Here is a 25,977-nt window from a genome sequence, read left to right on the forward strand (position 1 = left end):
TCAATGGCTCATCAATCCAATTTAATTGCTGACAATATCGAGCAGTACCTTCACGAGCACGAAAACAAAGACCTGCTGCGCTTTATTACCTGCGGCAGTGTTGATGACGGCAAATCTACGCTGATCGGGCGATTGCTGCACGACTCTAAAATGATCTTTGAAGATCAACTGGCGGCAATTACCCAAGCGTCTAAAACCAGTGGCACTACCGGTGATACGGTTGATTTAGCGCTGTTGGTAGATGGCTTGCAGTCAGAGCGAGAGCAGGGCATTACCATTGATGTTGCCTACCGTTTTTTCTCCACCGAAAAGCGTAAGTTCATCATTGCAGATACCCCAGGGCATGAGCAGTACACGCGAAATATGGCCACGGGCGCTTCAACGGCCAGCTTGGCGATTATTTTGATTGACGCCCGTTATGGGGTGCAGACCCAAACTCGTCGCCATAGCTTTATTGCCGATTTGCTGGGTATTCAGCACTTGGTGATTGCGGTAAACAAAATGGATTTGGTGGCGTTCTCCGAGCAGCGCTTTAACGAGATTGTTGACGAATACCGCGCGTTTGCCACCAACCTTAATGCACCGGATATTCGCTTTGTGCCGATGTCGGCACTCAACGGCGACAACGTCGTCAACCCAAGTGATCAGACGCCTTGGTATTTCGGTGCGGATTATGAAGGTAAAACGCTGATTGAGCTGCTGGAAAGTGTCGAGATCAGTCGCGATCAAAATCTGACTGATTTACGTTTGCCGGTACAGTACGTTAACCGCCCGAATCTGGATTTTCGCGGTTATTGCGGCACATTGTCGGCGGGCATTCTACACCCAGGCCAGGCAGTAAAAGCGCTGCCATCGGGTAAAACGTCACGGGTTGAGCGAATTGTGACGTTTGACGGCGACTTAAGCGCCGCTTATCCAGGCCAAGCAGTAACGGTCACCTTGGAAGACGAAATTGATATTTCCCGCGGTGATTGGATTGTCAGTGCTGACGCCGACATACCGCTCTCTAATGCATTCATGGCGGATATTGTATGGATGCATGAAGATGCGCTGGCGCCGGGAAAACTGTATGACTTTAAGCTCGCCACCCGAGATCTATCGGGGCAGGTAAGCGCCATCGAGTACCAGGTAGACGTTAATACACTTGAACGACATGCCACCGACGCGCTGGGCTTAAATGCGATTGCTCGCTGTGAAGTAGAGCTAACCGCCGCGATTCCAGTAGATGACTATCGCACCAGTCCTGGTACTGGTAGCTTTATCATCATTGACAGATTGACCAACGTAACGGTAGGCGCTGGTATGATTCGCGGAACTGCCGATGCCCGCGAGCAGGTCAGTGGCACTACTGATTGGGCAGCCTTTGAGCGTGATTTGAATGCGCTGGTGCGTAAGCATTTTCCGCACTGGGAAGCGAAGGATGTGCGCGACTTACTGCGTTAACAGGGTCTGTTAGCAAGTACTGTTAGTAGGTACTGATAGCAAGTACTGGCAAGCAGGTACGTGAGCGGAACCAAAAAGCCGCCTTGGTCATTGACCAAGGCGGCTTTTACGTTTGGGGTAGCGCTACTGGGTGTTAGACGAAGACTGCGCGTTAGGGAAAAACAGCTGTTGGCCGTTGACGTCAAAATCGGCAATCGCTTGTTGCCCTTCTTCAGACACCAGCCACTGGTGCCACTGAGCTGCTAAATCATGCTTCAAGTGCGGGTGCCGCTGTTCAGAAAGCAGCAGAGAGCCGTACTGATTAAACAGCGCATCGTCGCCTTCAAAGAGCAGTGTTAAGTCTTGTGGGTTTTCAAACGCTACCCAAGTGGCACGGTCAGTAAATGTGTAGGCGTTCATGCCTGCAGCGGTGTTTAGGGTTGGTCCCATCCCGCTACCTAACTCGCGATACCACTCTCCTTGGGGAGTTACCTCGGCACTTTCCCATAAACGCAGTTCGGCACGGTTGGTTCCGCTATCATCGCCACGGGATGCAAAGGGCGATTCGCTTTCCGCAATACGTGCAAATGCTTCGGTGACGTTGGCACTACTGCTAATATCTGCAGGATCATCGCTGGGCCCGACAATTACAAAGTCGTTATACATTACGTCCAGGCGCTCGCTGGCGTAGCCATCGGCGACAAACTGCTCTTCGCCTGCCGTGTCATGTACCAGCAGACTATCGGCATCTCCGCGGCGGGCAATCTCAAACGCTTGCCCTGTTCCTACGGCGACGACGCGTACATCGATGCCCGTGGCGTCGGTGAAAGTAGGAATAATCGCGTCAAATAGCCCTGAGTTTTCAGTCGAAGTCGTTGACGCTAAGGTGATGAAGTCATCGTTAGCGAGCAGTGAGGCACTCCACGAGAGGCCTACTAAGCCTGAGGTTAATAAGCTAACGGTAGCCAACGTTGTGGTTTTTTTCATAGGGTTGCTCCTGGGGTTACCAAACAAGTTCACCGCGAATAAAAGCTTTCGCTTGCGTGGAAGCTGGCGTGTTAAAAAAGTGTTGGGCCTGCGTGTGCTCTAGCACTTGGCCGCTATACATAAACACCACCTCATCAGCTAGGCGGCGTGCTTGATGCAGATCGTGGGTGGTCATAATGATGCGCGTGCCATTCTGATGAAACTCATTGACTGCATCTTCGACCGCCTTGATAGCAGCGGGATCTAAAGCAGATGTAGGCTCATCTAGGAACAGCACGGCAGGGTTAAGTAACCAGGCGCGAGCAAGCGCAAGGCGCTGCTGTTCGCCGCCGGAGAGCACCCGGGCAGGACGCTTGGCAAGCGCGACTAAGCCAAATTTTTCGAGTGCCTGCAGGGCCATATGTTTGCGCTGCCGACGTGGGGCTCCGCTAACCGCCAGGGCATAGGTCAAATTATCGATTGCCGAACGGCGCAGCAGCACCGGACGCTGAAACACCATGGCTTGGGCAGGCGGCGCTTCATGCCAACGAACGCGGCCACTACTTGGAGTGAGCAGGCCGTGGGCCAAACGCATTAACAGGCTCTTTCCTGCGCCGTTGGGCCCCATAATCAGTGTGCGCTGGCAGCCTGAGAGCGTCAGCGTGGTGGGGGCGAGTAAATGATGGCCGCGATGCTCAAAACTGACCTGCTCAAAATGTAGCGTAGGCACGGTCGTCATAAAAGACTGGGGGAAACTCGCTGGTGGAAAAATAGACGCGTTCATCCCAATCGCCTCTTGGCCGTTTCACTGACCATGTGAGCCAATGCATTAATCAGCGTCACAAGGCTAAGCAGCACTATGCCCAATCCCAACGCGAGAGGGAGGTTGCCTTTACTGGTTTCCAACACAATGCTGGTCGTCATTACGCGGGTGACGCCATCGATATTGCCACCGACAATCATCACCGCACCGACTTCAGCGCTAGCGCGGCCAAAGCCTGCGAGTATCACGGTTAATAGTCCGAAACGTGCGTCCCACAGTAGAGTAGGCATCATTCGTAGCTGTCCCAGACCAAGGGAGCGCAGCTGTTCGGCGTACTCGTTATGCAGTGTCTCTACTTGTTGGCGAGTAAGCGCGGCAATAATCGGAAAGACTAAAATGACTTGTGCAATCACCATGGCCGTTGGCGTAAACAGCAGCCCAAACTGACCTAGTGGGCCGGCGCGGGAAAGCAGCAGATAGACACATAACCCAGCGACCACTGGGGGAAGGCCCATGAGCGCATTGAGCAGCACAATCAACGCATTGCGGCCAGGGAAACGCCAAAGAGCAAGGGCTGCGCCTAGTGGTAATGCCAGTACACAAGCAAGCAGTACGGCCAGCAGCGACACCTGCAGTGACAGCGTCACGATAGCGATGAGTCCCTGATCCATGCCTAGAATCAGTGCAAACGCCGTGTAAAAGGGGTTCTCAGTTGGGAACATTGCCGCTCGCACCCCCATTTTTATAATTCAGCATCGTTTTAACAACTGACATCGTGTGTATTTAAACACCCCGGGTGCATTAACTAGCATCATGTACGCAAACTTGATGTAATGCACTGTAGTCTGAAATATATGCAGCTATATGCAGTAAATGGCGAGGTGTATGCACATGTTAAGGGAATTCCTCACCACGGCAGAAGTGGCCGACTATCTGCGCTTAAAAGAGCGGAAGGTGTATGACTTGGTGCGCCAGGGGCAGATACCTTGCAGCCGCGCTACCGGAAAATTGCTCTTTCCTCGTCAGCATATCGATATGTGGGTGCTTAGCCATTTAGAAGGTGACCAAGCGTTGCGTTCACCGCTGCCGTTGATATTGGCAGGTAGCCAAGACCCACTATTGGAGTGGGCGGTTCGCGAAAGCGGTAGTGATTTGGCTTCACTGTGCCATGGTAGTGGTGATGGCCTGCGCCGCTTGATGGAAGGAAAAGCGATGCTAGCGGGGATTCACTTACTCAACTTTGAATCCGGGCGCTATAACGAGCCAGCGGCACTAGGGCTGGGCGGTGTGCGAGACTTAATCGTGCTGCATTGGGCGAAGCGCCAGCAAGGGTTGCTCGTGGCGCCGGGAAATCCGCTGGATATTCAAACGCTCAGTGATATTTCTCGCCAGGAGGTGACGCTTGCCCACCGCCAGCCTGATGCCGGTGCGGCTCAATTACTGCGTTGCCTGCTCCAGGGGGCAGCGATTGAACCGAGCACGCTCAATTGGGCAGCTAACGTTTCGTTGAGCGAAGATGATTTAGCCCTTTCCATTGCTCAAGGTGAAGCGGACGTTGGGCTTGGGGTCGAAGCTGCAGCCCATCGCCAACAGCTACACTTTATACCGCTAATTGAAGAGTTATTTGACTTGGTAATGCACCGCCGAAGCTACTTCGAGCCAGCGGTTCAGGCGCTGATCTCATTTGCTCGCCAGGAGCGTTTTATCCAGCGGGCGGGGGCGTTGCAAGGCTATAACGTGAGTGACCTGGGAAAAGTGTTGTATAACGCTTAGCAATAAGGCTTTGGCGGTTGAGGGACATCCGCCATTACGCCACACTGGTGACCGGTTAGCCATTTAACAAAGCCATCACAGGAAGTGAACAATGTTGAGAATAGCGCAAAATATAGCGGTTACCGATGACGTGGCTGAGTGTTTTTCGTGTGGGTGCCAATAATGGCGTGGTACCACCAGTGGGCAAGCTTTGCCAAAAGGCTTGCCCATGTTATTGCAAAGCCTATGAAGCGCGACAGCGGTCATGGGGGGGTAATGGTGCATCCCTACCGTGGTTATGGCTCTCATCAAGAGGTGTTTGTGATGGGGCGCGTATTTCGTCAGGCCGCATTAGGTCGGGCGATACCTCGGCGAGGTATGTTGCGGGACACTGCAGATGTTGCCCGGCGTATCTTTCGACGCGGCCTCGCGAATGCCAAAGTGGATATACGCATTGGCGATAATCAGCTGTGTTTAACGACTGACCGTGACGGTTACTTTGACGCTCACTTGCCGATCAGTACTGCGTTACCGGTTGATGTTTCCTGGCATCGTGCCGATATCATGGTTCATGCTGACGGCCACCCGCCAATCCGCACCAGCGTTGAAGTTTACGTACCGCCTCCCGAAGCAGACCTGTTGGTGATCAGTGATATTGACGACACCGTGATGTTCACCGGCGTCGCTGAAAAACTTAAAATGTTGTACCGCTTGTTTGTCCGCAAACCGCATCGGCGCACGGCTTTTCCAGGGGTGGCATCGCTTTATCAGGCGTTGTATCGAGGGGGAACTGAAAAAGCTGAACGGCCTATTTTGTATGTTTCCAGAGGGCCCTGGGCGATCTATGAAATGTTGGAAACCTTCTTTCAGCTTAACCGTATTCCTGTTGGGCCTATTCTATTTCTACGCGAATGGGGAATTTCTCTGCGCCGCCCGTGGCCTCGGCGGGCTGAAGCGCATAAGCGTGATTTGATCGACCGCATGTTAGCGCTCTATCACGATATGCCGTGTATTTTGATTGGTGACAGCGGCCAGCACGATCCAGAGGTTTATACCGAGGTGGTGAAGGCATATCCGACACGAATCAAAGCGATCTATATTCGTCGGGTTGATAAAGACCCACAACGGGAAGAGGCCATTCAGCGTTTACGAGATGAGCTGGCTCATACCGACTGTGAATTAGTACTCGCCGCTGACAGTATTTTGATCGCCGAACATGCTTACTCAAAAGGTGATATTTCTGTCAGAGGTTTGCAAGCTGTGCAACGGGATGTAGACGCGCACCATAATGCCCCTAGCTAGTTGCAGTTGAGTGCGCCTATTTAGTGCTCATGGTAAAACTAAACACGGGTTTGCGGGTCGTTAACTTAGGTTCTTAATCAGCGGTGAGTGTGATCATGGTCATTGTGTTAATCGTATTGGCGCTGGCCATTTTTGTTCTGCCTAACCTATGGGCAAAGTGGGTGTTAAAACGCCACACTCGTGGGCGGGATGACTATCCGGGGACTGGCGCAGAGCTTGCCGAGCACCTACTACGCCGTTTGGGGGTTGAAGGCGTGAGAGTGGAGCGTAGCGAATTTGGTGATCATTACGACCCGGAGTCGCGCTGCGTGCGCCTTACCCCAGACTGCTATGATGGCCGCTCGCTGACGGCGGTGACCGTTGCTGCCCACGAGGTTGGTCACGCTATTCAACACCATGAAGGTTATGCGCCTCTGTTAGCCCGCAGCCGTTTGGTTCAACTAGCGCAAAAGGCAGAAAAACTGGGGGCTATTTTAATGATGGCCGCACCGTTTCTGTTTGTGCTCACAAGGCTGCCTGGTGGGCTAGCAGCGGTTATCGCTATGGCCGTCGTAAGTTTTGGCACCGCCGCATTGGTGCATCTGGTGACGCTGCCCGTTGAGTTCGATGCCAGCTTTAACCGTGCACTGCCGCTGCTTAAAGAGTACGTGCCGCCCTATGACATGCCCGGCGCTCGCCATGTGCTTACCGCCTGCGCATTCACCTACGTTGCTGCTTCGCTGGCCAGCGTGATGAACCTTGGCCGTTGGCTGGTAATTTTGCGGCGTTGAGATTAGCGAGCGCTGGCCAAGCCCTGTTGAATAACAAAAAAACCAGCCCATCGGCTAATGCCAGCTACCGCACTGTCATTCCCGAGTGGGGTTATCGGGAATCCATCTTGATCTTGACCTGCAGCAGCCCAGAATCCCATGTCAACATGGATTCCCGCTAAGGGCCTGCGGGAATGACGAGGACGTCTCGAAGGGCTGGGGGGAGTCATCGTCAGGCGCTTGTTAAACAAAAAAACCAGCCCATCGGCTAATGCCAGTCAGGCTTAACTGACTGGCATTACGCTCTATTGAGCGGCTTTTTTTGTCGTATGGGCAATGTGAGATGCTTACTTCTTGATCATCCGATAGCCGAACAACAATACCAATGCGCCTACGATAGCGGTCACAAAACTACCAAAGCTAAAGTCGCCCATGGTGCCAAGACCAACGAATGAACCAATCCAGCCGCCAACGAATGCGCCGGCAACGCCAAGAAGAATAGTAATGATAAGACCACCTGGATCCTTACCAGGCATAATCATTTTTGCAATAACACCGGCGATAAGACCGAATAGAATCCACGCTAAAAAACCCATCTTTACTCCTTGATAAATATTCTATTGGTGAGCTTGTGCCTATATGAGCGATGACATTATGGGCTATCTTATAACGATCTAAGTAATTAAGAACTGTTACTAAAAAGCGTGTCATTAACAGCACGATCATTACACGCTTGTTTGACAAGCGTATGACACAGCCCATCAACATTCGTTTCGATTGGCGATAATTACCGCACGGCGTGGTGCAGGATAGCCTTCAATGGTGCGAGTTGGATCGCTGGGATCGAGAAAATCCGCTAGCGATTGATAGGTCATCCACTCGGTTGAGCGCTGCTCGTCAAGCGTTGTTAGCGCTTCGTCGACCACTCGCACATTGGTAAAACCGCACCGTTCTAGCCAGTGACATAGCGCTTTTGAAGAGGGCAGGAAGTAAACATTAGGCATCGCGGCGTAGCGTTCGCCGGGTACAAACACGGTTTGTTCATCGCCTTCCACCACTAGCGTTTCTAGTACCAGTTCACCGCCAGGGGCTAACGCCTCTTTTAGTTGCTGCAAATGCTCAAGTGGCGAAGGGCGGTGGTAGAGCACGCCCATGGAAAATACCGTATCGAAAAATCCCAGCTTTTCCGGCACATCTTCAATGCCTACCGGTAGAAACTGCGTGCGACCGCCGTCGGCATTGCCAACGAAGTGGCGCACCGCCTGAAACTGCCAATAAAAACGTGGTGAAGGATCAATCACAAGCACAAAGGCTGCGCCTTCTCCAGCCATGCGCCAAGCGTGGTAGCCGCTGCCACCGCCAACATCCAATACTTTACGGTACTTTAGCGGCGCAAGATGCGGGGCGACTCTTTGCCATTTCCAGTCGGAGCGCCATTCGGTATCGATATTAATGCCACCCAACCGAAAGGGGCCTTTGCGCCAGGGCGATAGTTTGCGCAGCAGGTTAAAACACTGACGCTTTTGGCTATCGCTCAAAGCGACCTCAACGCTCACTGTATCGCTGGTAAGATCGACGTGGCGCTCCTCGGGCAGAGCAGGCAGTTTGGCAACTGCCTTTTCCCAAGCGGACAGGTCACCATGGCGCTGGCGATCTAATCCCCTGGCCAGCTGTTCGGGCAGCTTGGCAAGCCAGGGTGTCAGTGTGGCATCCTGGCTGGCTTGATCTAAAAATGCCTGATAAAGCGCGCGATGATCATCGGGTAACAGCGGCACCTTAATCCTCCTTGAAGGCGATCAGCGAGGTAAAGTTCAAGTACTGGAACCAAGTCATTGAGCGAGGAAAGCCTGCTAGGGCTAAGCGGCCATGTAAGGCATCAAGCGTGTCGGGTATCAGCACGTTTTCCAGCGCAGTGCGCTTTTGGCTGATTTCCATATCGCTATAGCCATTGGCGCGCTTGAAGTCATGATAGCGCTCAACCCGCCACGCGTTGTCCCGTTCATCGGCATCGATGGTTTTCTCCGATAAAATCAGTACGCCGCCCGGTTCAAGGGCATCATAAAGCCGCTTTAGCAGCGCATCGCGATCGGCAGGGGGAAGAAACTGCAGTGTAAAGTTGAGAATGATCATGCCGGAAGGTGCATACTCCAGCGTGCGTATGTCGGCCTCCTCGATCTGCATGGCATGGTCTGGGCACTCTTCCAAAAAGGTTTGCTTGGCCCTAGCCACCATGGCGGGTGAAAGATCCACACCGGTATAGCGGAAGGCATCAGCAGGAAGGGCGCCCGCCAGTGCCAGGCCGGATGCGCCCAGCGAGCAACCTAGGTCGTAAACGTGAGCGCCATGGCGCAAATGGCGTTGGGCAATTAAGCTCAACATGCCGAGGATTTGCCCGTAACCGGGCACCGAGCGGCGAATCATATCAGGGAAACAGGCAACGACCTGTTCGTCGAAAGAGAACCTTGCCACCTTATCTAAGGGTGTTGAAAAGATAGCGTCGCGGTAAGATGCATCACTCATGGGCAAGCCAGGATTATTAATGAGGCTGGGTAGTTTACGCGCCCTTGATACACCAGAACAGACCTGTTTATAACAGATTCCTGCCGCACGGAAGGACGCCAAAGGAGAGGGCATATGGCTTCAGCAGCACGCACAACCCCCGATACACTACCCGCATGGCAGATGTTGAAGCATCATGCTGACACGCTACAGCACGTACACTTAAAAAATTTGTTCGGTGATGACGACAGTCGCTGGTTGAACTTTACGCGCCAAGTGGCAGGTTTAACCTTGGATTTATCAAAGCAGCGTTGGGATGACGACACCCTTGAACACTTGCTGGCGCTGGCGCATGAAGCAGGAATGCCTGGGGCGATTGATGCCCTGCTGAGTGGCAAACGTGTCAACGTTAGCGAAAATCGCCCTGCTCTACACACCGCTTTACGCTTACCTGCTGATGCCACGCTTGAAGTAGAAGGGGAAGATGTAGTGGCCGCTGTGCATGACAGCCTTGCCCACATGGAGCGCTTGGTGCAACGCTTGCAGGCGGGGCAGTGGCGGGGAGCAACCGGTAAGCCGATTCGTCATGTGGTGAATTTAGGTGTCGGCGGCTCGGATCTTGGCCCGTTAATGGTCACCCATGCGCTGGCAGATTATCGCCCAAAAGAGGGTCACTCATTGGACGTGCACTTTGCGTCTACCATGGATGGCTCGCAACTGGCGGATTATCTAAGTCGCTTTAACCCTGAAACAACCCTGTTTGTTTTATCGTCCAAGTCGTTTACCACTATCGACACGCTCTCCAATGCCAATACGGCCAAAGACTGGCTGTTAGGAAGGCTATCTGAGCATGGCGATCTTCCCAATGCCGCGCCATTAAGCGCAGCGTTAATTGTTCGCCAGCACTTCATTGGTGTGTCGGCGAATCCTGAAAAGATGAGTGAGTGGGGTATTTCCTCCGATCACCAGCTGATGTTCTGGGATTGGGTTGGCGGGCGCTACTCTTTGTGGGGCACCATCGGCCTACCTATTGCGCTCGTCGTCGGCATGGATAATTTCCGCGAACTGTTGGCGGGGGGCCATGCAATGGACTGCCACTTCCGTGATGCACCAATGGAAGAAAACCTGCCAGTACTGCTGGGGTTAGCGGGTATCTGGAACGTCAATTTCCTGGATATTCGTGCCCATTCGATACTGCCCTACGATGGGCGCTTAGAGTACTTTGCTGCCTATCTTGAACAGCTTGAGATGGAGTCCAACGGTAAGTCAGTGACTCGCCAAGGCCAGGCGGTGAATTATTCAACGTGTCCGGTACTTTGGGGGCAGCTTGGTCCCAACGCGCAACACGCCTTTTATCAGTTACTTCACCAGGGCACCCAGCCAGTGGTGTGCGATTTTATAGCGCCGCTGAAGCGCTACGATGAGGTGGAAGACCCGGATACGCGTCGCCATCTAAAGGCACAGCACCGCCTAGCGCTGGCGAACTGCTTTGCTCAGTCACGAGTACTGATGCTGGGGGATGACGCCCTAGAGGATGATGGCCCCCGCCCAGAGCACAAGCGCTACCGTGGGAACCAGCCCTCTACAACGGTCCTGTTGGATAAGCTAACACCCTTTACATTGGGGGCACTGATTGCCCTGTATGAGCACAAAGTGTTTGTACAGGCGGTCATTTGGGATATTAACCCGTTTGATCAGTGGGGCGTTGAGCTAGGTAAGAAAATTGCCACCGACACCCAGGCGATCATTGATGGCGGCGGTGATATTTCCCGTACGGATGCTTCCAGCCGCGGCTTGATAGAGGCGTTTTGGGCAGCGGAGCAGGAGTAGCACGCTATTGTGATTTTCATGGCTGGATATACAGCTTTTTGCTTTTCCGCTATCCTGTGCCCTTTTGCCAGCCGCTAATGACTCGTTGCAGTACGTTTTGTTTCAGTACGCTTTGTTTCAAGTACTTAACAGCGGCTGCTAGCGCTATTTTTTTAGGAACCGATGTTACATGACCCAGTTTGATGCCTCCCAGTACGGCGCGAGTTCCATCGAAGTCCTGTCAGGGCTCGAGCCGGTGCGTAAGCGTCCCGGTATGTACACCGACACCTCGCGGCCCAATCACTTAGCTCAAGAGGTGATTGATAATAGTGTCGATGAGGCCCTCGCAGGGCATGCATCGGCTATCAGCGTGGTGCTGCATAGCGATGGCGCCATCGAAGTGCAGGATAACGGCCGTGGCATGCCAATCGATATGCATCCTGAGCATGGTGTGTCGGGCGTCGAGCTCATCTTCACTAAGCTCCACTCGGGTGGCAAATTTTCCTCCTCCAGTTATCGCTTCTCGGGTGGTTTGCATGGGGTTGGCGTATCGGTGGTTAATGCCTTATCGCGCCGTTTAGATGTTGAAGTTACGCGTAATGGCGCGCGCCATGCCATGGCCTTTGAGTTTGGCGAAAAAGTCGAAGAGCTACACGAAATTGGTAAAGCGGCGAAAAAAGCGACGGGTACTCTCGTGCGTTTCTGGCCCGATGAGAGCTACTTTGACAGCCCAAAGCTTGCCCTTTCAAAGTTAAAGCACTTGTTACGTGCCAAGGCCGTGCTGTGCCCTGGTCTGGCGGTGACGCTAGTAGAGCCTGATGGCACCAAAACCGAATGGGCCTATGCCGATGGCTTAAAGGACTACCTAGCTGAAGCTACCGATGGCTATGATGTGGTGCCAAATGAGCCCTTTGTAGGCCATTTTAGCGACGATGAGCATGGCGTTGACTGGGCGATTCAGTGGTTGCCCGAAGGCGGCGACGCATTGTTGGAAAGCTACGTGAACCTGATTCCCACGCCCCAGGGCGGCACCCATGTTAATGGCTTCCGTTCAGGATTGTTGGAAGCGCTGCGGGAGTTCTGCGAATACCGCAGCCTGTTGCCCCGCGGCATTAAGCTGACCGCCGACGATTTATGGGAGCGGGCTTCCTTCGTGCTTTCGGTTAAAATGCTTGATCCTCAGTTTGCCGGGCAGACCAAAGAGCGGCTCTCCTCACGCACGATTGCGGGCTTCGTGTCGGGGGTGTTGAAAGATGCTTTCTCGCTTTGGCTTAACCACCACATTGAACAGGCCGAACAGCTGGCCGAAATGGTGATCAGCGCCGCTCAGCAGCGCCAGAAAAAGTCCAAAAAGGTCGCCCGTAAAAAAGTGACTTCTGGCCCCGCGCTACCAGGCAAACTGGCTGACTGTTCCGGTCAAGACCCTGCCCTTAGTGAGCTGTTTTTAGTCGAGGGCGACTCGGCAGGTGGTAGCGCCAAACAAGCGCGCAACCGTGAAACTCAAGCCATTCTTCCGCTGCGCGGAAAAATCCTCAATACCTGGGAAGTCGATACCCACGATATCTATGGCTCTCAGGAAGTGCACGATATTGCTGTGGCGATTGGCGCCGATCCCGGCAGCGCAGATCTTGAAAAACTGCGCTATCACAAAATTTGTATCCTGGCGGATGCGGACTCCGACGGCTTGCACATTGCAACGCTGTTGTGCGCGCTGTTTGTAAAGCACTTCCCCAGCCTTGTGGATGCTGGGCATGTGTTTGTTGCCATGCCACCGCTTTATCGAATCGACTTAGGTAAAGAAGTGCACTACGCCCTGGATGAGAGCGAGAAAGCTGCCATTCTCAAGCAGTTGGCGAAAAAGCGTGGCACACCCAACGTTCAGCGCTTTAAAGGCTTGGGTGAAATGAGTCCGCTACAGCTGCGTGAGACCACTATGTCAGTGGAAACCCGTCGTTTGGTGCAGTTAACGCTGGATGAGGGCGATGGCACGATGGAAATGATGGATATGTTGCTGGCCAAGAAACGTGCCGGTGACCGCAAAAAGTGGCTGGAGGATTACGGTAATCTGGCTGATGTAGAGGTGTAGTGACCGCTATACCAGTTGTAAACACCAGAGGTGTCAGCCGAACCTGCTGAGCAAACGTTAACAGGCATTATTACAGTGCCATGTTATTTGGCCGATAGTTGAATAGGTAGCCTACATACTAAGACGCGTAAAAAAACGCTCATAGACAGGGGAATAACTTTGTTCAACACAATCTCTCGGCAGTTAACGTTGTCTGCAGTGGTGCTCACACTACTCATGGCTGTCAGTATTTACGGCGTGATGGCTTGGCGTGGCCAGCCATTAGTGATCGATGCAAGCCAGTCATTGATTGAGCGGACGGGTGGCTCTATCGTGAATGCGCTGAATGGCCAGTTGGCTCGCGTCGAGGGGAATACCTCGAGCTTAGCAGCGCTGGCCGAGTCGCTTCCCCAAGATGAAGCGATTTACCGGCAAGCACTGCCTAATGTGGTCGATGATAACGGCAATATGACGATTGCCGGAGGTGGTATTTGGCCTGAGCCAGACGCATTTTCGCCAGGTGTTGAGCGCTTTAGTTTTTTCTGGGCACGGAATGCTCAGGGAACGTTGGAGTTTCTGGATGACTACAACGCAAGCACTATTGCGCCTTATCATGACGAAGCATGGTACAGCAGTGCCCGCGATGCCACGCCAGGGCAGTGCGTTTGGTCTGCCGCGTACCGCGACCCAGCCACAGGGGTTGCCATGGTGACCTGTAGTGTTCCGTATTATATCGATGGCGCTTTTTCAGGAGTGGCGACCATTGATATGCAGCTAGGCGGTGTGGCTGAGTTTCTTGCAGAAAATGGCGGTGGCACGGGCGGCTACGCCTTTGTACTAGATAAGGAACACAACGTCGTTGACCTGCCGGGGGTAGAGCAAGCCTCGGATGAGATGAAGCGTTTAGCGGACGTTGCCCGTGATATGCCCTGGCTTCAGCCCGTTGTTACGGCGATCACGGCTGGCCGTGAACAAGCGAGTGTCGAAAACGCAGGCGTGTTAGCAGAACCTGCAGAGGTGCGTTTGTTTGATATGCCACGTACGGGGTGGACGCTAGGGTTAGTAACGCCTAGCGAGCAGGTTACGGCTTTGGCACGCACGCTAACACGTGATCTGCTGCTATTTATTGTTCCCTTACTGGCACTCTTGCTGGGGCTTGGATGGTGGGGCGGTCGCATTTTGCTAGCGCAAATACGCAGTACTACCCGCCAAATCGATCAGCTAGGGCAGGATGACTCGAGTCGCGAGCTGACGATCTATCGCGAGGATGAGATTGGCGAGCTGCGCCGAGCTGTTAATCGATACTCGGAGAAGCTACAGCGGCTATTTGGTGACGTGCGGAGTGTGGCCGATGCCATTGCCAGCGAGTCTACTGAAATTGCGGCAGGTAATACGGAGCTTTCTAGCCGAACAGAACAGCAGGCGGCTTCTCTTCAGGAGACGTCATCAACGATGGAAGAGATGGCGGCTACGGTGAAGCGCAACGCTGATAACGCTCAAGAGGCAGACCTGCGGGCAAAAGAGTCAGCGGATAAAGTGAAGCGCGGCGGCCAACAGGTATCGAGGCTGGCGCAATCCATGGAAGCGATCAACGAAAGTTCTGTTGAAGTCGCTTCAATTGTTCAAGTAATTGAAAATATTGCTTTTCAAACCAATATATTAGCTCTGAATGCCTCAGTAGAAGCAGCGCGTGCGGGTGAGCACGGAAGAGGCTTTGCGGTGGTTGCCAGTGAAGTACGTGAGCTTGCTTCGCGTAGTGCTACATCGGCCAGAAATATTAATGAGCTGATCAAAACCACCTCTGAGCAGATCGCGACGGGCAGCGGTTATGCTCAACAAGCTGAGTCGGCTATGAAAGAGATTGTGGGCGCCATTGAGGAAGTAACGGCACGCATTAGCGAAATCAGCCAAGCTTCCAGCGAACAAACCAATGGCATTGATGAGATTAACCGTGCGGTAACGCAGATGGATACGGTGACCCAGCAGAATGCGGGTTTGGTTAGCCAAGCCGCAGGGGCTGCTAATGAACTGTCGTTACAAGCCCAGCGCTTAAAAGGCTTGCTAGACGAGTTTCACGGCGGTGCGCAAGCGGCATCCCAGGCTCCAGCACTGTCGAATGCATCGCATGAAAAGTATCAATTAACATAGCGTGCCATGCTAAGTGGCCGCGTGTCCGCTTATCAGCCGCCCCGACTGGGGCGGTTTTGTTGTTAAGGTAGGATATGATCGACATGGATATTCAGGTAGCAGAGGGTGACGTCGAACGGCTGTCCCTGCGCGATTACACCGAAAAAGCGTACCTCGACTACTCGATGTACGTCATTTTAGACCGCGCCTTGCCCAATATTGGCGATGGGATGAAACCTGTGCAGCGGCGGATTATTTACGCCATGCGTGAATTGGCGCTACACGCCAATGCCAAGTACAAAAAGTCGGCGCGTACTGTCGGTGATGTACTGGGTAAGTTTCACCCCCATGGCGACGGCGCGTGCTATGAAGCAATGGTGCTAATGGCCCAGTCGTTTAGCTATCGCTATCCACTGGTAGATGGGCAAGGCAACTGGGGGAGTCCTGATGACCCCAAATCCTTTGCCGCCATGCGCTATACCGAAGCCAAGCTGTCTAAGTTTGCAGAAGTGCTGCTTAGCGAGTTAGGTCAGGGTAACGTAGACTGGACTCCCAATTTCGATGGCACGATGCAAGAGCCGGTAGTGCTTCCAGCGCGTTTGCCGCACGTGTTACTCAACGGCGGGACTGGCATCGCGGTGGGGATGGCAACCGATATTCCACCTCACAACGTGTCTGAGGTGGTGGAGGCAACCTGCCACCTGTTGCGGAACCCGGCAGCGACCACTGTCGACCTGATGGAATTTGTACCGGCCCCCGACTTTCCTACCGATGCCGAAATCATCACGCCGAAAGCAGACCTGCGTAAGCTCTACGAGTCAGGCCGCGGTTCGGTCAAGCTGCGCGCTCGCTATGTGCGCGAAGAGGCCAATATCGTGATTACCGCGGTGCCTTATCAGGTCAGCGGTGCCAAAGTGCTGGAGCAGATCGCCGCGCAAATGCAGGCCAAAAAGCTGCCGATGGTAGCCGACCTGCGTGATGAGTCGACCCATGAAGAGCCTACTCGCCTGGTAATTGAGCCTCGTTCTAACCGCGTGGATGTTGAAGCACTGATGGCGCACTTGTTTGCCACCACGGATTTAGAAAAGAACGTGCGGGTGAACATGAACGTGATCGGCCTGGATGGCCGCCCCCGGGTGATGCCGCTACCCGATATGCTGAGCGAGTGGTTGCGCTTTAGGCGAGCGACAGTACGCCGTCGTTTAGAGCATCGTTTAGGTAAAGTCGAAGATCGTCTACATATTCTTGAAGGCCTGCTAACGGCTTACCTCAACCTTGATGAAGTGATCCGTATTATTCGTGAAGAGGATGAGCCTAAGCCAGCATTGATTGCTGCGTTTGGTCTTTCTGAGCGGCAAGCCGAGGCGATCCTGGAGCTGCGACTGCGCCATCTTGCCAAGCTGGAAGAGATGAAAATTCGCGGCGAACAAGATGAGCTGGAAAAAGAGCGCAAGTCGCTGCAAGGCTTGTTGGGTAGTGAAGCTAAGCTAACCACGTTAATTGAAAAAGAGATCCGTGCGGCGGGTAAAGAGCATGGTGATGCGCGTCGTTCGCCGCTGGTTGAGCGTAGTGAAGCAAAAGCGCTCTCTGAAGTAGAGTTGTTAGGCGCTGACCCGATTACCGTCGTGTTGTCGGAAAAAGGCTGGATTCGTGCGGCGAAAGGCCATGATATTGATCCGGAAGGGCTCTCCTATAAGGCCGGCGATAGTTTCCAACTAGCGGCTCGGGGTAAAACCAATCAACCCTTGGTGCTGCTAGATGACACTGGCCGTGCCTATACCCTAGCGGCGCATAACTTACCTAGTGCCCGAGGTCAGGGGGAACCGGTTACTGGCCGTGTCAACGTATCGGCAGGTGCGCGCATGGCAGGGCTAATGCTGGCGCCGCCCACTAAACGCTACGTATTGGCCAGTGATGGTGGCTATGGCTTTATCGCCCAGCTTGAGGCTCTGACAGGTAAAAATAAAGCCGGTAAAGCGGTGCTAAGTGTTCCGAAAGGGTGCAGCGTTATGGCGCCAGTGGAAGTGCCGGAAGGCCAAGGCCATTGGGTTGCATCGGTTTCCAATGAAGGCAGGCTGCTGCTGTTCCCGTTAGACCAATTACCTGAAATGGCTAAAGGGAAAGGCAATAAAATGCTCGATATTCCCGGCCCGCGTGCGGCTCGCCGTGAAGAGTTCGTGCGTGATATTGCCGTTGTGGCAGAGGGGTGTGAACTCATTATTCATGCCGGTAAGCGTAAGCTAACCCTGAAGGCCGACGATCTCGCGTATTATCGTGGTGAGCGCGGTAGGCGAGGCAGTAAACTGCCCCGCGGTTTCCAAAAAGTAGATTGTTTAGAGGCAGGGGAGTAAGTCATGGCAACACGTTATTTGATTCGTGCGACCGGGGTTGCGCGCCCGGGGCAGTTAGCTGGCCTGGGAAATGCGTTGGCGGCTGGGCGTGCCCGGCTGCTGGATATTAATCAAAGCGTGACGTTTGGCATGCTCTCTTTGGAAATACTGGTGGGGCTTGATCAGGACAGCGCTTTAGAAGCCGCGCTTAGTGAAGCGGGAGATACGCTCGGTTTAGACGTGCAAGCAATAGCGGTAAGTGGTGACGACTATCAGCGCTGGAGTGAGCAAGCCAGCCAACCGAGACTCATCTTAAGCCTGTTAGCCCCCAAGCTGCCTGCCGGCATATTAGCTGAAGTAGGGGCGCTGACCGCAGAGTTTGGCCTCACCGTTGAGCTAATTCACCGTCTTTCAGGCCGCGAAGCGCTTGAAGGAGATTCGCCGGCTAACGGTGCTTGCGTTGAGTGTTGGCTCAGAGGAAGCGATGCAGAACTAGAAACCCTACGCGAGAAGGCGCTTGCGCTAGGTGCCCAGCATGGTGTCGATATTGCTATTCAAGAAGATACTATCTGGCGTCGGCATCGTCGTTTAGTGTGTTTTGATATGGACTCGACGCTGATCAAGACCGAGGTGATTGATGAGCTGGCTCGCCGCCATGGCGTTGGAGATGAAGTTGCTGAGGTGACCGAGCGAGCGATGCGTGGCGAGCTTGATTTTCAAGAAAGCTTCCGCGAGCGTATGAGTAAACTGGCGGGTCTAGATGAGTCGGTCTTAAAAGAGATTGCTGCCGAGCTGCCATTAATGGACGGCGTTGAGCGGCTAATGGCGAACTTAAAACGTTTTGGTTACCGCACGGTGATATTGTCCGGGGGCTTTAGCTACTTTGCTCGTCATCTTCAGGAAAAGCTCGGTTTTGACGAAATCCACGCCAACGAGCTGGTCATTGAAAATGGCAAAGTAACCGGTGATGTGAAAGAACCGATTGTTGATGCGCAACGCAAGGCCGATCTATTAGAGCAAATCGCGCTACGGGAAGGCTTTACTTTAGAGCAGACCATTGCCGTTGGTGATGGCGCCAACGATCTTAAAATGTTGGCAAAAGCGGGGCTGGGGATTGCGTTTCGCGCCAAGCCGGTGGTTCGCGCGCAAGCTCGCCAAGCAATTTCAACGTTGGGAATTGATGCGGTACTGTATTTAATTGGCTATCGGGAAGCTGATCTGATCGACTGACGCATCACGCCGCTAAGTGAGCAGGCGGTGCCTTAGCACCGCCTTAGCCCTAGTTGGCCGTATGGCCGTTAACACCGCCATATTCCGCGCGCAGGGCTTCTAGTTTGGCGGCCTCATTTTCGCTAAGCGGTGGTGAATTCCAAAGGGGTTCACCTTGCGCATTATTAATCCCCTCTAGCGTTAGGGTTAGCTGTGAATCGCGGGGGATCTGATTATTACCCCAGGGGCCGAAGCGGTTGGGGGCAAGACTCCATTGGGCGGTCTCGCCGGGGGCTAGGCCACCAGCAATAACATAGTAAAACGTTTCATCTACCCAGGGTGTCTCGTGTCCTGGGCTGGTCAATACGCCGTGTAAAAACAGTTCCGATACCTCTTGGTCAGAGCCATTCGTTACCTGAAGGTCAATGACCGGTTCGAATGCGCCATAGGGGCTGGTGCTGATGTAGTAATCGGCGCTTTCAATGCTCACCCGGGCGCGCTGTTGTTGGTCGTGTTCTGCTCGCGCTTGTTTGGTTTCTAGGCGATCAAGCGTTTGAAGCGCCTGCTCGCGTTCGCGGGCACGGCGCTCACGCAGCATTTTGTCGGCGCGCTCTATAATCTCATCGCCCGTTAGGCCATGCATGTAGGCATTCGCCGACTCGGCAATTTCGGCGGCATTCATACGCTGAGCATTGAGTAAGTCGATGCCGTTAAACGATGACATGGCAATGATCGTTAATGCTTGATCAAACTCATCGCGCTTGTAGGCGGGGAGTGAGTCGCGAACTTTCTCAACGGATACCACGGCGGCTGGCATTGAGCTTGTGTCTATTTTGGGGTCTGAGCAACCCGCTATCATCAACGTGGTTAATGACAGTGCCGACAACCTAAGCAGGCTCCACATATAATTACCTCAAAACAGGCTAACAAAACGCAAGGAGCTTACCGGAAAGTGTCGCTTCCCACTACTATCTCGCGTCGCTGACATATAAAAAGCGCTGGCGTTTCGGCCAGCGCTTGTCAGTCAAGAACGGCTGTTCCTGCCTTTTAGCCATGTCCCTTGTCAGGGTGTGGGACAGGCTTTTCACCGACTTCTTCTGAGCGAAGTTCTACCGGTTTGCCCTGGGTTTTATCTATATGCTTGAGTTGCAGATGAAGACCCGTTTTGGCGAGCAAGTGAGCACTTACCGGTGCGGTAATGAATAAAAACAGCGTGATCAACAGTTCTTGAACGTCAGGCTTGCCATCGATACTCCAAAAGTAACCCATTGAGGCGACAAGCATGCAGCCTATGCCGAGTGTGGTGGCCTTGGTGGGGCCATGCAGGCGCATGTAGAAGTCTCTTAGATGAGCAAGACCCAGCGAGCCGATAAACACGAAAATACCGCCCGCGACCAATAGTAATGAAATCAGCGCTTCGACAAAAAACGACATTGGCGCATCTCCTGAGACGTTACACGGTTCATTCGATAATATCCCCGCGTAAAATGTACTTACAAACGGCCACTGTGCTGATAAAACCAAGCATGGCAATTAACAGCGCAGACTCAAAATAGGTCTTGCTGTTGAGCCATAGTCCCAGCAGTACGATCAGCGCAATTGAATTGACATACATAGTGTCGAGCGCCAGTACGCGATCAGGCAGGTCGGGGCCAATGGTTAGACGATAAAGATTCATCAATAGCGCCATGACGACCAGCGCTAAAGCAATCACGAGTGCGGCGCTTAGCATTCGTAAATCTCCTTAAGAGGGCGCTCATAGCGCTCGCGAATTTGGGCAATTAAAGCGTCCTCGTCGTCTACATCAAGTGCATGAATGAGCAACGATTTTCCGTCCATCCTCAAGTTCGCTGAAACTGTTCCTGGGGTTAGGCTGATAGTGCTTGCGAGAAGCGTAATAGTGAAGCGTTCCTCAAGCATCAGCGGGTATTCAATAAAGTGAGGTTTGACTTTACGCCAAGGGTTAGCAATTAAGTACGCAACTTCGAAGTTGGCGATGACGATATCGCCTAATACGCGAAACGCAAAACGCAGCAGTTTAAACGGTTTGCCAATGCGAGGACGTGCGTCCCAAAAGCGATGGGTCAATAACGGAATAAGGATGGCCAGCGCGCCGCCTAGCACAATCTGGCCGAATGCAAAGCTACGCACAAGCAGTAGCCATACCAACAGCAGTAGCAGCGATAGTACCGGCGTAGGAAGCCAAGCGCGGGGGGCAATCATTGGGTGTCTCCAGCATCAGGCAGAAGCGAATTAATCAACAGCTGCGGGTTGGCCAACTGCTCTCCCGTGGCTTGGGTGTAGCTGCTTACGGGCCCTGCAAAGGCCACCATTAGGGGGGCCGCGCTAAGTAGCCACAGCATACCAATCCATTGGTAACGAGAGAGGTTGCTGCCGCTTGGGCTGCCACGGTGGCTGCGCCAAAACAGCGTAGAGCCTGCGCGAGATAGCGCAATTAACGACGCCAGGCTCGTTAATAGTAGCAGCGGCCAAAGCCACAGACGCTCGCCACCTTCGGCAGCGTTAAGCATGAGAGCCTTCCCCAACGCACCGGATAGCGGCGGTAACCCGGCCACGGCAATAGCACCGATAAAAAAGGTCAGCGCCAGTGCATTGCCTTGCACCAATGGTCGGCCTTTAACAATGCGCGTGCCGGGTTTGCCCCGCTGTAGGCCAATCATTTCCGCTAACAGGAAAAGTCCGCCGGTAATCAGCGTGGTGTGAATGAGGTAATAGAGGAGCGCTGATGTCGCGGCAGGAGAGCGCATGCCAATGCCAGCCAATAGTGTGCCTACCGAAATAAGCACCAGATACGCCACCAGCAGGCGTAAATCGCGTGCGGCGATAACGCCAACACCCGCTGCGGCTAGTGTTGCTAGCGCTAACCACCATACCCAGGGCTGTTCCAGTGCGACTAAACCACCGGCCTGATCGCTGAGGATCAGTGAATAAACGCGCAAAATCGCGTAAATCCCCACCTTTGTCATAATAGCGAATAGCGCTGCCACGGGAGCGGGAGCAGCTGCATAAGCGCGGGGAAGCCAAAAGTAGAGTGGTAAAATAGCCGCTTTTAAACCGAACACCACCAGCAGCATTAATGCCCCGGCGGTGACTAAGCCTTCGCGTTCGGCAGGCAGGCTAGCCAGCTTATGCGCCATATCGGCCATGTTCAGCGTGCCCGTTGCACCATATAAAATGCCTACGGCGATTAGAAACAGTGAGGAGCCCGCTAGGTTAAGTACGACATAGTGAACACTGGCTTGGATGCGTGCTTTGCCACCACCGTGTAGCAGTAAGGCGTAAGAGGCCAGGAGGAGTACTTCGAAAAATACGAAGAGGTTAAACAGGTCGCCGGTTAAAAAGGCCCCGTTAATGCCTAGCAATTGCCATTGAAATAGGCCATGGAAGTTACTGCCTTTTTCATCATCACCGCCGCAGGCAAAAATGACCGCACCGACCGCTAAAATAGCGGTGACTAGCAACATCAATGCCGACAAGCGATCCAACACCAGTACCACGCCAAACGGGGGCTGCCAGTCGCCCAGCGCGTAGTAAGTAATGTCACCACTCGCTGCTTGGTTGACCAGCGCTATTGAGACGAGCAGCAAGAGGATCGAAGCGACAACGCTGACAATACGCTTATAGCGTACTAAGCCCTGGCGTTGATAAAGCAACAAAATACCCGCGACTAACGGTAGCACCACGGGTAATACAATCAGATGCTGGATCATTCGTGGTCTTCCTTTTTGCCGTCGACATGGTCGTTACCTACTTCGCTGCGTGCACGCATGGCCAGGATGACCACAAAGGCGGTCATCGCAAAACCAATCACAATCGCTGTTAATACCAGTGCCTGGGGCAGCGGGTCAGCAATGTCCGTGCTTTCATTGACCAGGGCAGCGCCATCCGTGGTTAAGCCGCCCATGGAAAACAAAAATAGATTGACCGCATAGGAGAGCAGCGTCAGACCCACCACAACGGGAAACGTACGCCCGCGCAGTATTAGATAGAGTCCGCACGCAGTTAATATGCCCGTTGTAATGGCATAGAGCATTTCCATTAGTGGGACTCCTTGTTAGTGGGCGTACTCGAATCATCGCTTGTTTTGGGTTCGGTGACGGGGCGGTGTGGGGTGGTGACTTTACCCAGGTTGGCCAGAATCATCAGCGTTGCACCGACAACCGCTAAATAAACGCCAAGATCAAATAACAGGGCAGTAGCCAGTTCAAAGGTGCCAATCAGGGGCAGCGTAAAGTAACCGAATGATGAGGTCAGGAACGGATAGCCAAAAAGCCAGCTACCTAGCCCTGTAAGTGTTGCAATGGCAACACCTACCACCGCCACTGGCTGGAAGGGGAAGTTGAGGCGCTCTTGTGCCCACTCTACGCCGCGTGCCATATACAGCAAGATAAGGGCGACTGCCGTGATCAATCCGGCGATAAACCCGCCGCCAGGCTGGTTATGACCGCGCAAGAAGATAAACGCAGACACCAGCAGCGCCAGGGGCAGTAACGTCATAGAAATCGACGTTAAAATGGCGGGATAGCGATCAGGCGACCAAACACGGCCTTCGCCATCGCTATGGGGGATAAACAAACGTAGCCGGTTCAATAGTTTAAAGATGGCTAAGCCGGCAATGGCCAGCACCGTAATCTCGCCAAGCGTATCGAAACCACGGAAGTCGACCAAGATCACGTTGACGACGTTATATCCACCGCCGCCAGGTTTGCTGTTTTCAACGAAAAACTCAGAAATTGACAGCGTTTCACGGGTCATCACCGCATAGTTAAGGCTCGCTACCACTAAGCCTAATGCACCTGCCAGTAACATATCCCGGACGTTGCGCTTGGGGCTTGATTCACGCGGCGTTTTTTGGGGTAAGAAAAATAGCGCTAACATCAGCAGTATCATGGTAACAACCTCTACCGATAGCTGTGTCAATGCTAAATCTGGGGCAGAAAAGCGTGCAAAGGTGAGCGCAACGAATAAGCCTACGACCGAAAGCATCAGTAATGAGATTAACCGGTATCGATGGGCTGCGGCTGTTGCTATTCCCCCGAAGATCAGCATGCCGGCACCTAATAAAACGATACCATCAATTGGCTGATTACCTTTTGAACCGGTTAGGCCTTCAATGTTCGCCAGGCCAATCACACCCATCAGTAACGCCGCGAAAAGTAACCAACCCATATAGCGCTGAAGCGAGTTTCCTTCCAGCTTGGTGATAAGCTGTTCGGCGCGATAACCCAGAGTGACGATAAAGCGCTCAAAGGTGCGGCGTGCATCAATACTGGGGAATGATTGCACAAAACGGCGTAGATTCTTATGGCGCCAGTAGAGCGTGATACCCACCACAAAGGCCAGCCCACTCATCATCAATGGTAAGTTGATGCCATGCCAAATAGCTAAATGGAAATCAAGCGGCTCGCCCAATACTGCATGGGTCGCCAGCTGTAAAATACCGGTGGCAAAAAAGGCCGGAAAGAGTCCAACTAAGACGCATAGAGCCACTAAGATTTCCACGGGCAGGCGCATTAAATGCGGTGGTTCGTGAGGCGCTTTAGGCGTTGCCTCTTTGGCTGGTTTATAAAAAACCGCATGCACCAAACGCAGTGAATAAGCCACCGAAAGCATGCCGCCTAACGTTGCCAGCGCGGGCAGTAACCAACTAAGCCCGCCTAGTACCGGGGTGGCTAGTGTTTCGGTAAAGAACATCTCTTTGGAAAGGAATCCGTTAAGTAACGGCACACCTGCCATGGCCGCGGCGGCCAATGTGGTCAACAGCGCTGTAACAGGCATCGCCTTTTTCAAGCCGCCTAATTGCTTAAGCTCTCGGGTACCCGTTTCATGGTCGATAATTCCTGCGCTCATAAACAGAGCCGCTTTGAAGGCCGCATGATTCAAAATATGAAACAGCGCTGCTAACACCGCCATCGGGCTACCAATACCCAATAATACGGTGATCAAGCCTAGGTGGCTGACGGTTGAGAACGCCAGAATTCCTTTTAGGTCGGTCTTAAACAGGGCAAACCAAGCACCGTAGAGTAGCGTGATAGTACCTATGAGCGGCACCACTACGCTCCAAAGTTCGCTGCCAGCAATCGCAGGGTGTAAGCGGGCCATCAGAAAAATACCTGCTTTTACCATGGTGGCTGAGTGCAGATATGCTGAGACTGGCGTCGGGGCCGCCATGGCATGAGGTAGCCAAAACTGGAAGGGAAACTGAGCCGATTTGGTAAATGCACCGAGTAGCACCAGCCCAAGCATCAGCGGATAGCGAGGATCGGCGACAATTGCAGCGCCGCTGCTAAGCACATCATCCATCCGATAGCTGCCGGCCATATCCCCCAGCAGTAGCAGGCCGGCTAACAGAGCCAAACCGCCAGCACCGGTAACGGTCAGCGCCATGCGGGCACCTTTGCGGGCATCAGTACGGTACGACCAAAAGCCAATCAGCAAAAATGACGAAAGGCTGGTTAGTTCCCAGAATAACCAGAGTAAGATGAGGTTGTCTGACATCGAAATGCCCACCATCGATGCCATAAACAGCATCAGAAAGGCATAAAAACGTCCAAATGGCTCCTCTTTGTCTAGGTAAAAATGTGCATACAATAAAATCAGCAGACCGATGCCAATAATCAAAAGATTAAACAGCAACGACAGGCCATCTAAACGAAATGCCAGCTCAAGGCCTAGCTCAGGCATCCATGCCGCGTTAAAACGCAGCGCTTCGCCTTTTAACAGGGCAGGGATCTGCAGCAGTGTCAGCAGCAGGGCAACAGCGGGCAGTATGCTTGTCGCTAGCGAACACAGGGTGCGGCCGCGTTTGGCATTGAATGCCGGCACCAGCACGCCTAGCAGAGGCAGTAGGGCTATCCACAGCAGTGTCATGGGCTTATCCAGCGCAAAAAATCGTGAAACACCAAGGCGGCAATGGCTACCTGGATGGCGGAGATACATCAAGTGAAACAACAAGATATCACT

General features: G+C 53.3%; 22 protein-coding genes. 9 read left to right on the forward strand and 13 right to left on the reverse strand.

Annotation, left to right across the window (positions count from 1 at the left end; all coding sequences use genetic code 11):
- Positions 1–3: 3 nt before the first annotated feature.
- Positions 4–1,443, forward strand: coding sequence for a sulfate adenylyltransferase subunit CysN (cysN, locus tag HVE01_RS07200; RefSeq protein ID WP_146943250.1), 1,440 nt, complete (start codon positions 4–6; stop codon positions 1,441–1,443).
- 123 nt (positions 1,444–1,566) lie between these two features.
- On the opposite strand, the gene HVE01_RS07205 is transcribed toward cysN, so the two are convergent.
- Genes HVE01_RS07205 through HVE01_RS07215 form a run of 3 tightly spaced genes read right to left on the reverse strand, consistent with a single transcriptional unit; the run spans position 1,567 to position 3,873 of the window.
- On the reverse strand, positions 1,567–2,409 hold the full coding sequence (locus tag HVE01_RS07205) for an ABC transporter substrate-binding protein (protein ID WP_146943252.1): 843 nt from the start codon (positions 2,407–2,409) through the stop codon (positions 1,567–1,569).
- A gap of 16 nt (positions 2,410–2,425) precedes the next feature.
- Positions 2,426–3,172, reverse strand: a complete 747-nt coding sequence (locus HVE01_RS07210) for an ATP-binding cassette domain-containing protein (protein WP_186808815.1) — start codon at positions 3,170–3,172, stop codon at positions 2,426–2,428.
- Positions 3,169–3,873 (reverse strand): ABC transporter permease, encoded by a 705-nt coding sequence (locus HVE01_RS07215; RefSeq protein ID WP_125749330.1) that lies wholly within the window; start codon positions 3,871–3,873, stop codon positions 3,169–3,171. Before HVE01_RS07215 ends, HVE01_RS07210 begins: the two co-directional genes overlap by 4 nt.
- A 169-nt stretch (positions 3,874–4,042) precedes the next feature.
- Here HVE01_RS07215 and HVE01_RS07220 point away from each other — a divergent pair, with 169 nt between their 5' ends.
- The 3 genes from HVE01_RS07220 (at position 4,043) to HVE01_RS07230 (ending at position 6,975) form a co-directional block, all read left to right on the forward strand.
- Positions 4,043–4,924 (forward strand): helix-turn-helix transcriptional regulator, encoded by an 882-nt coding sequence (locus HVE01_RS07220; protein ID WP_146943254.1) that lies wholly within the window; start codon positions 4,043–4,045, stop codon positions 4,922–4,924.
- Positions 4,925–5,086: 162 nt separating this feature from the next.
- Positions 5,087–6,205 carry an App1 family protein gene (locus HVE01_RS07225; RefSeq protein WP_146943256.1) on the forward strand — a complete coding sequence of 373 codons (1,119 nt, stop codon included), beginning with the start codon at positions 5,087–5,089 and terminating at the stop codon, positions 6,203–6,205.
- A gap of 95 nt (positions 6,206–6,300) precedes the next feature.
- Entirely contained in the window at positions 6,301–6,975 is a 675-nt protein-coding gene (locus HVE01_RS07230) for a zinc metallopeptidase (RefSeq protein ID WP_146943258.1), read from the forward strand.
- A 326-nt stretch (positions 6,976–7,301) separates the two neighbouring features.
- Here the strand turns inward: HVE01_RS07230 and HVE01_RS07235 are convergent, their stop codons facing one another.
- The 3 genes from HVE01_RS07235 to cmoA all read right to left on the reverse strand — a co-directional run bounded on the left by HVE01_RS07235 (position 7,302) and on the right by cmoA (position 9,474).
- On the reverse strand, positions 7,302–7,550 hold the full coding sequence (locus HVE01_RS07235) for a GlsB/YeaQ/YmgE family stress response membrane protein (protein WP_125749317.1): 249 nt from the start codon (positions 7,548–7,550) through the stop codon (positions 7,302–7,304).
- 165 nt (positions 7,551–7,715) lie between these two features.
- On the reverse strand, positions 7,716–8,729 hold the full coding sequence (gene cmoB, locus HVE01_RS07240; RefSeq protein WP_146943260.1) for a tRNA 5-methoxyuridine(34)/uridine 5-oxyacetic acid(34) synthase CmoB: 1,014 nt from the start codon (positions 8,727–8,729) through the stop codon (positions 7,716–7,718).
- 1 nt (position 8,730) lies between these two features.
- Positions 8,731–9,474, reverse strand: a complete 744-nt coding sequence (cmoA, locus tag HVE01_RS07245; RefSeq protein WP_083005974.1) for a carboxy-S-adenosyl-L-methionine synthase CmoA — start codon at positions 9,472–9,474, stop codon at positions 8,731–8,733.
- A gap of 114 nt (positions 9,475–9,588) precedes the next feature.
- Here cmoA and pgi point away from each other — a divergent pair, with 114 nt between their 5' ends.
- The 5 genes from pgi (at position 9,589) to serB (ending at position 19,014) form a co-directional block, all read left to right on the forward strand.
- Positions 9,589–11,283 carry a glucose-6-phosphate isomerase gene (gene pgi, locus HVE01_RS07250; protein ID WP_146943262.1) on the forward strand — a complete coding sequence of 565 codons (1,695 nt, stop codon included), beginning with the start codon at positions 9,589–9,591 and terminating at the stop codon, positions 11,281–11,283.
- 169 nt (positions 11,284–11,452) lie between these two features.
- Positions 11,453–13,348 (forward strand): DNA topoisomerase IV subunit B, encoded by a 1,896-nt coding sequence (gene parE, locus HVE01_RS07255; RefSeq protein ID WP_146943264.1) that lies wholly within the window; start codon positions 11,453–11,455, stop codon positions 13,346–13,348.
- 159 nt (positions 13,349–13,507) lie between these two features.
- Positions 13,508–15,475: a methyl-accepting chemotaxis protein gene (locus tag HVE01_RS07260; RefSeq protein WP_125749306.1), complete on the forward strand. Its 1,968-nt coding sequence runs from the start codon at positions 13,508–13,510 to the stop codon at positions 15,473–15,475.
- 74 nt (positions 15,476–15,549) lie between these two features.
- On the forward strand, positions 15,550–17,805 hold the full coding sequence (gene parC, locus HVE01_RS07265) for a DNA topoisomerase IV subunit A (protein ID WP_213017518.1): 2,256 nt from the start codon (positions 15,550–15,552) through the stop codon (positions 17,803–17,805).
- 3 nt (positions 17,806–17,808) lie between these two features.
- Positions 17,809–19,014 (forward strand): phosphoserine phosphatase SerB, encoded by a 1,206-nt coding sequence (serB, locus tag HVE01_RS07270; RefSeq protein WP_146943266.1) that lies wholly within the window; start codon positions 17,809–17,811, stop codon positions 19,012–19,014.
- 49 nt (positions 19,015–19,063) lie between these two features.
- On the opposite strand, the gene HVE01_RS07275 is transcribed toward serB, so the two are convergent.
- The 7 genes from HVE01_RS07275 to HVE01_RS07305 form a co-directional block, all read right to left on the reverse strand.
- Positions 19,064–19,897 (reverse strand): DUF6694 family lipoprotein, encoded by an 834-nt coding sequence (locus HVE01_RS07275; protein ID WP_307725259.1) that lies wholly within the window; start codon positions 19,895–19,897, stop codon positions 19,064–19,066.
- A gap of 143 nt (positions 19,898–20,040) precedes the next feature.
- A complete protein-coding gene (locus HVE01_RS07280) occupies positions 20,041–20,427 on the reverse strand; it encodes a Na+/H+ antiporter subunit G (protein ID WP_125749297.1) in 387 nt (128 codons plus the stop codon).
- 28 nt (positions 20,428–20,455) lie between these two features.
- The gene (locus HVE01_RS07285) at positions 20,456–20,725 is read right to left on the reverse strand and encodes a K+/H+ antiporter subunit F (RefSeq protein ID WP_125749294.1); all 270 of its coding nucleotides are present in this window, start codon (positions 20,723–20,725) and stop codon (positions 20,456–20,458) included.
- On the reverse strand, positions 20,719–21,216 hold the full coding sequence (locus HVE01_RS07290) for a Na+/H+ antiporter subunit E (protein ID WP_146943268.1): 498 nt from the start codon (positions 21,214–21,216) through the stop codon (positions 20,719–20,721). Before HVE01_RS07290 ends, HVE01_RS07285 begins: the two co-directional genes overlap by 7 nt.
- Entirely contained in the window at positions 21,213–22,724 is a 1,512-nt protein-coding gene (locus HVE01_RS07295; protein WP_146943270.1) for a monovalent cation/H+ antiporter subunit D, read from the reverse strand. Before HVE01_RS07295 ends, HVE01_RS07290 begins: the two co-directional genes overlap by 4 nt.
- The gene (locus HVE01_RS07300; protein WP_125749285.1) at positions 22,721–23,053 is read right to left on the reverse strand and encodes a Na+/H+ antiporter subunit C; all 333 of its coding nucleotides are present in this window, start codon (positions 23,051–23,053) and stop codon (positions 22,721–22,723) included. The genes HVE01_RS07295 and HVE01_RS07300 overlap by 4 nt, the downstream gene beginning before the upstream one ends.
- The gene (locus HVE01_RS07305; RefSeq protein ID WP_146943272.1) at positions 23,053–25,884 is read right to left on the reverse strand and encodes a monovalent cation/H+ antiporter subunit A; all 2,832 of its coding nucleotides are present in this window, start codon (positions 25,882–25,884) and stop codon (positions 23,053–23,055) included. Before HVE01_RS07305 ends, HVE01_RS07300 begins: the two co-directional genes overlap by 1 nt.
- Positions 25,885–25,977: the final 93 nt, after the last annotated feature.

The sequence above is a fragment of the Vreelandella venusta genome (genome assembly GCF_007989605.1).
GTDB lineage: Bacteria > Pseudomonadota > Gammaproteobacteria > Pseudomonadales > Halomonadaceae > Vreelandella > Vreelandella venusta.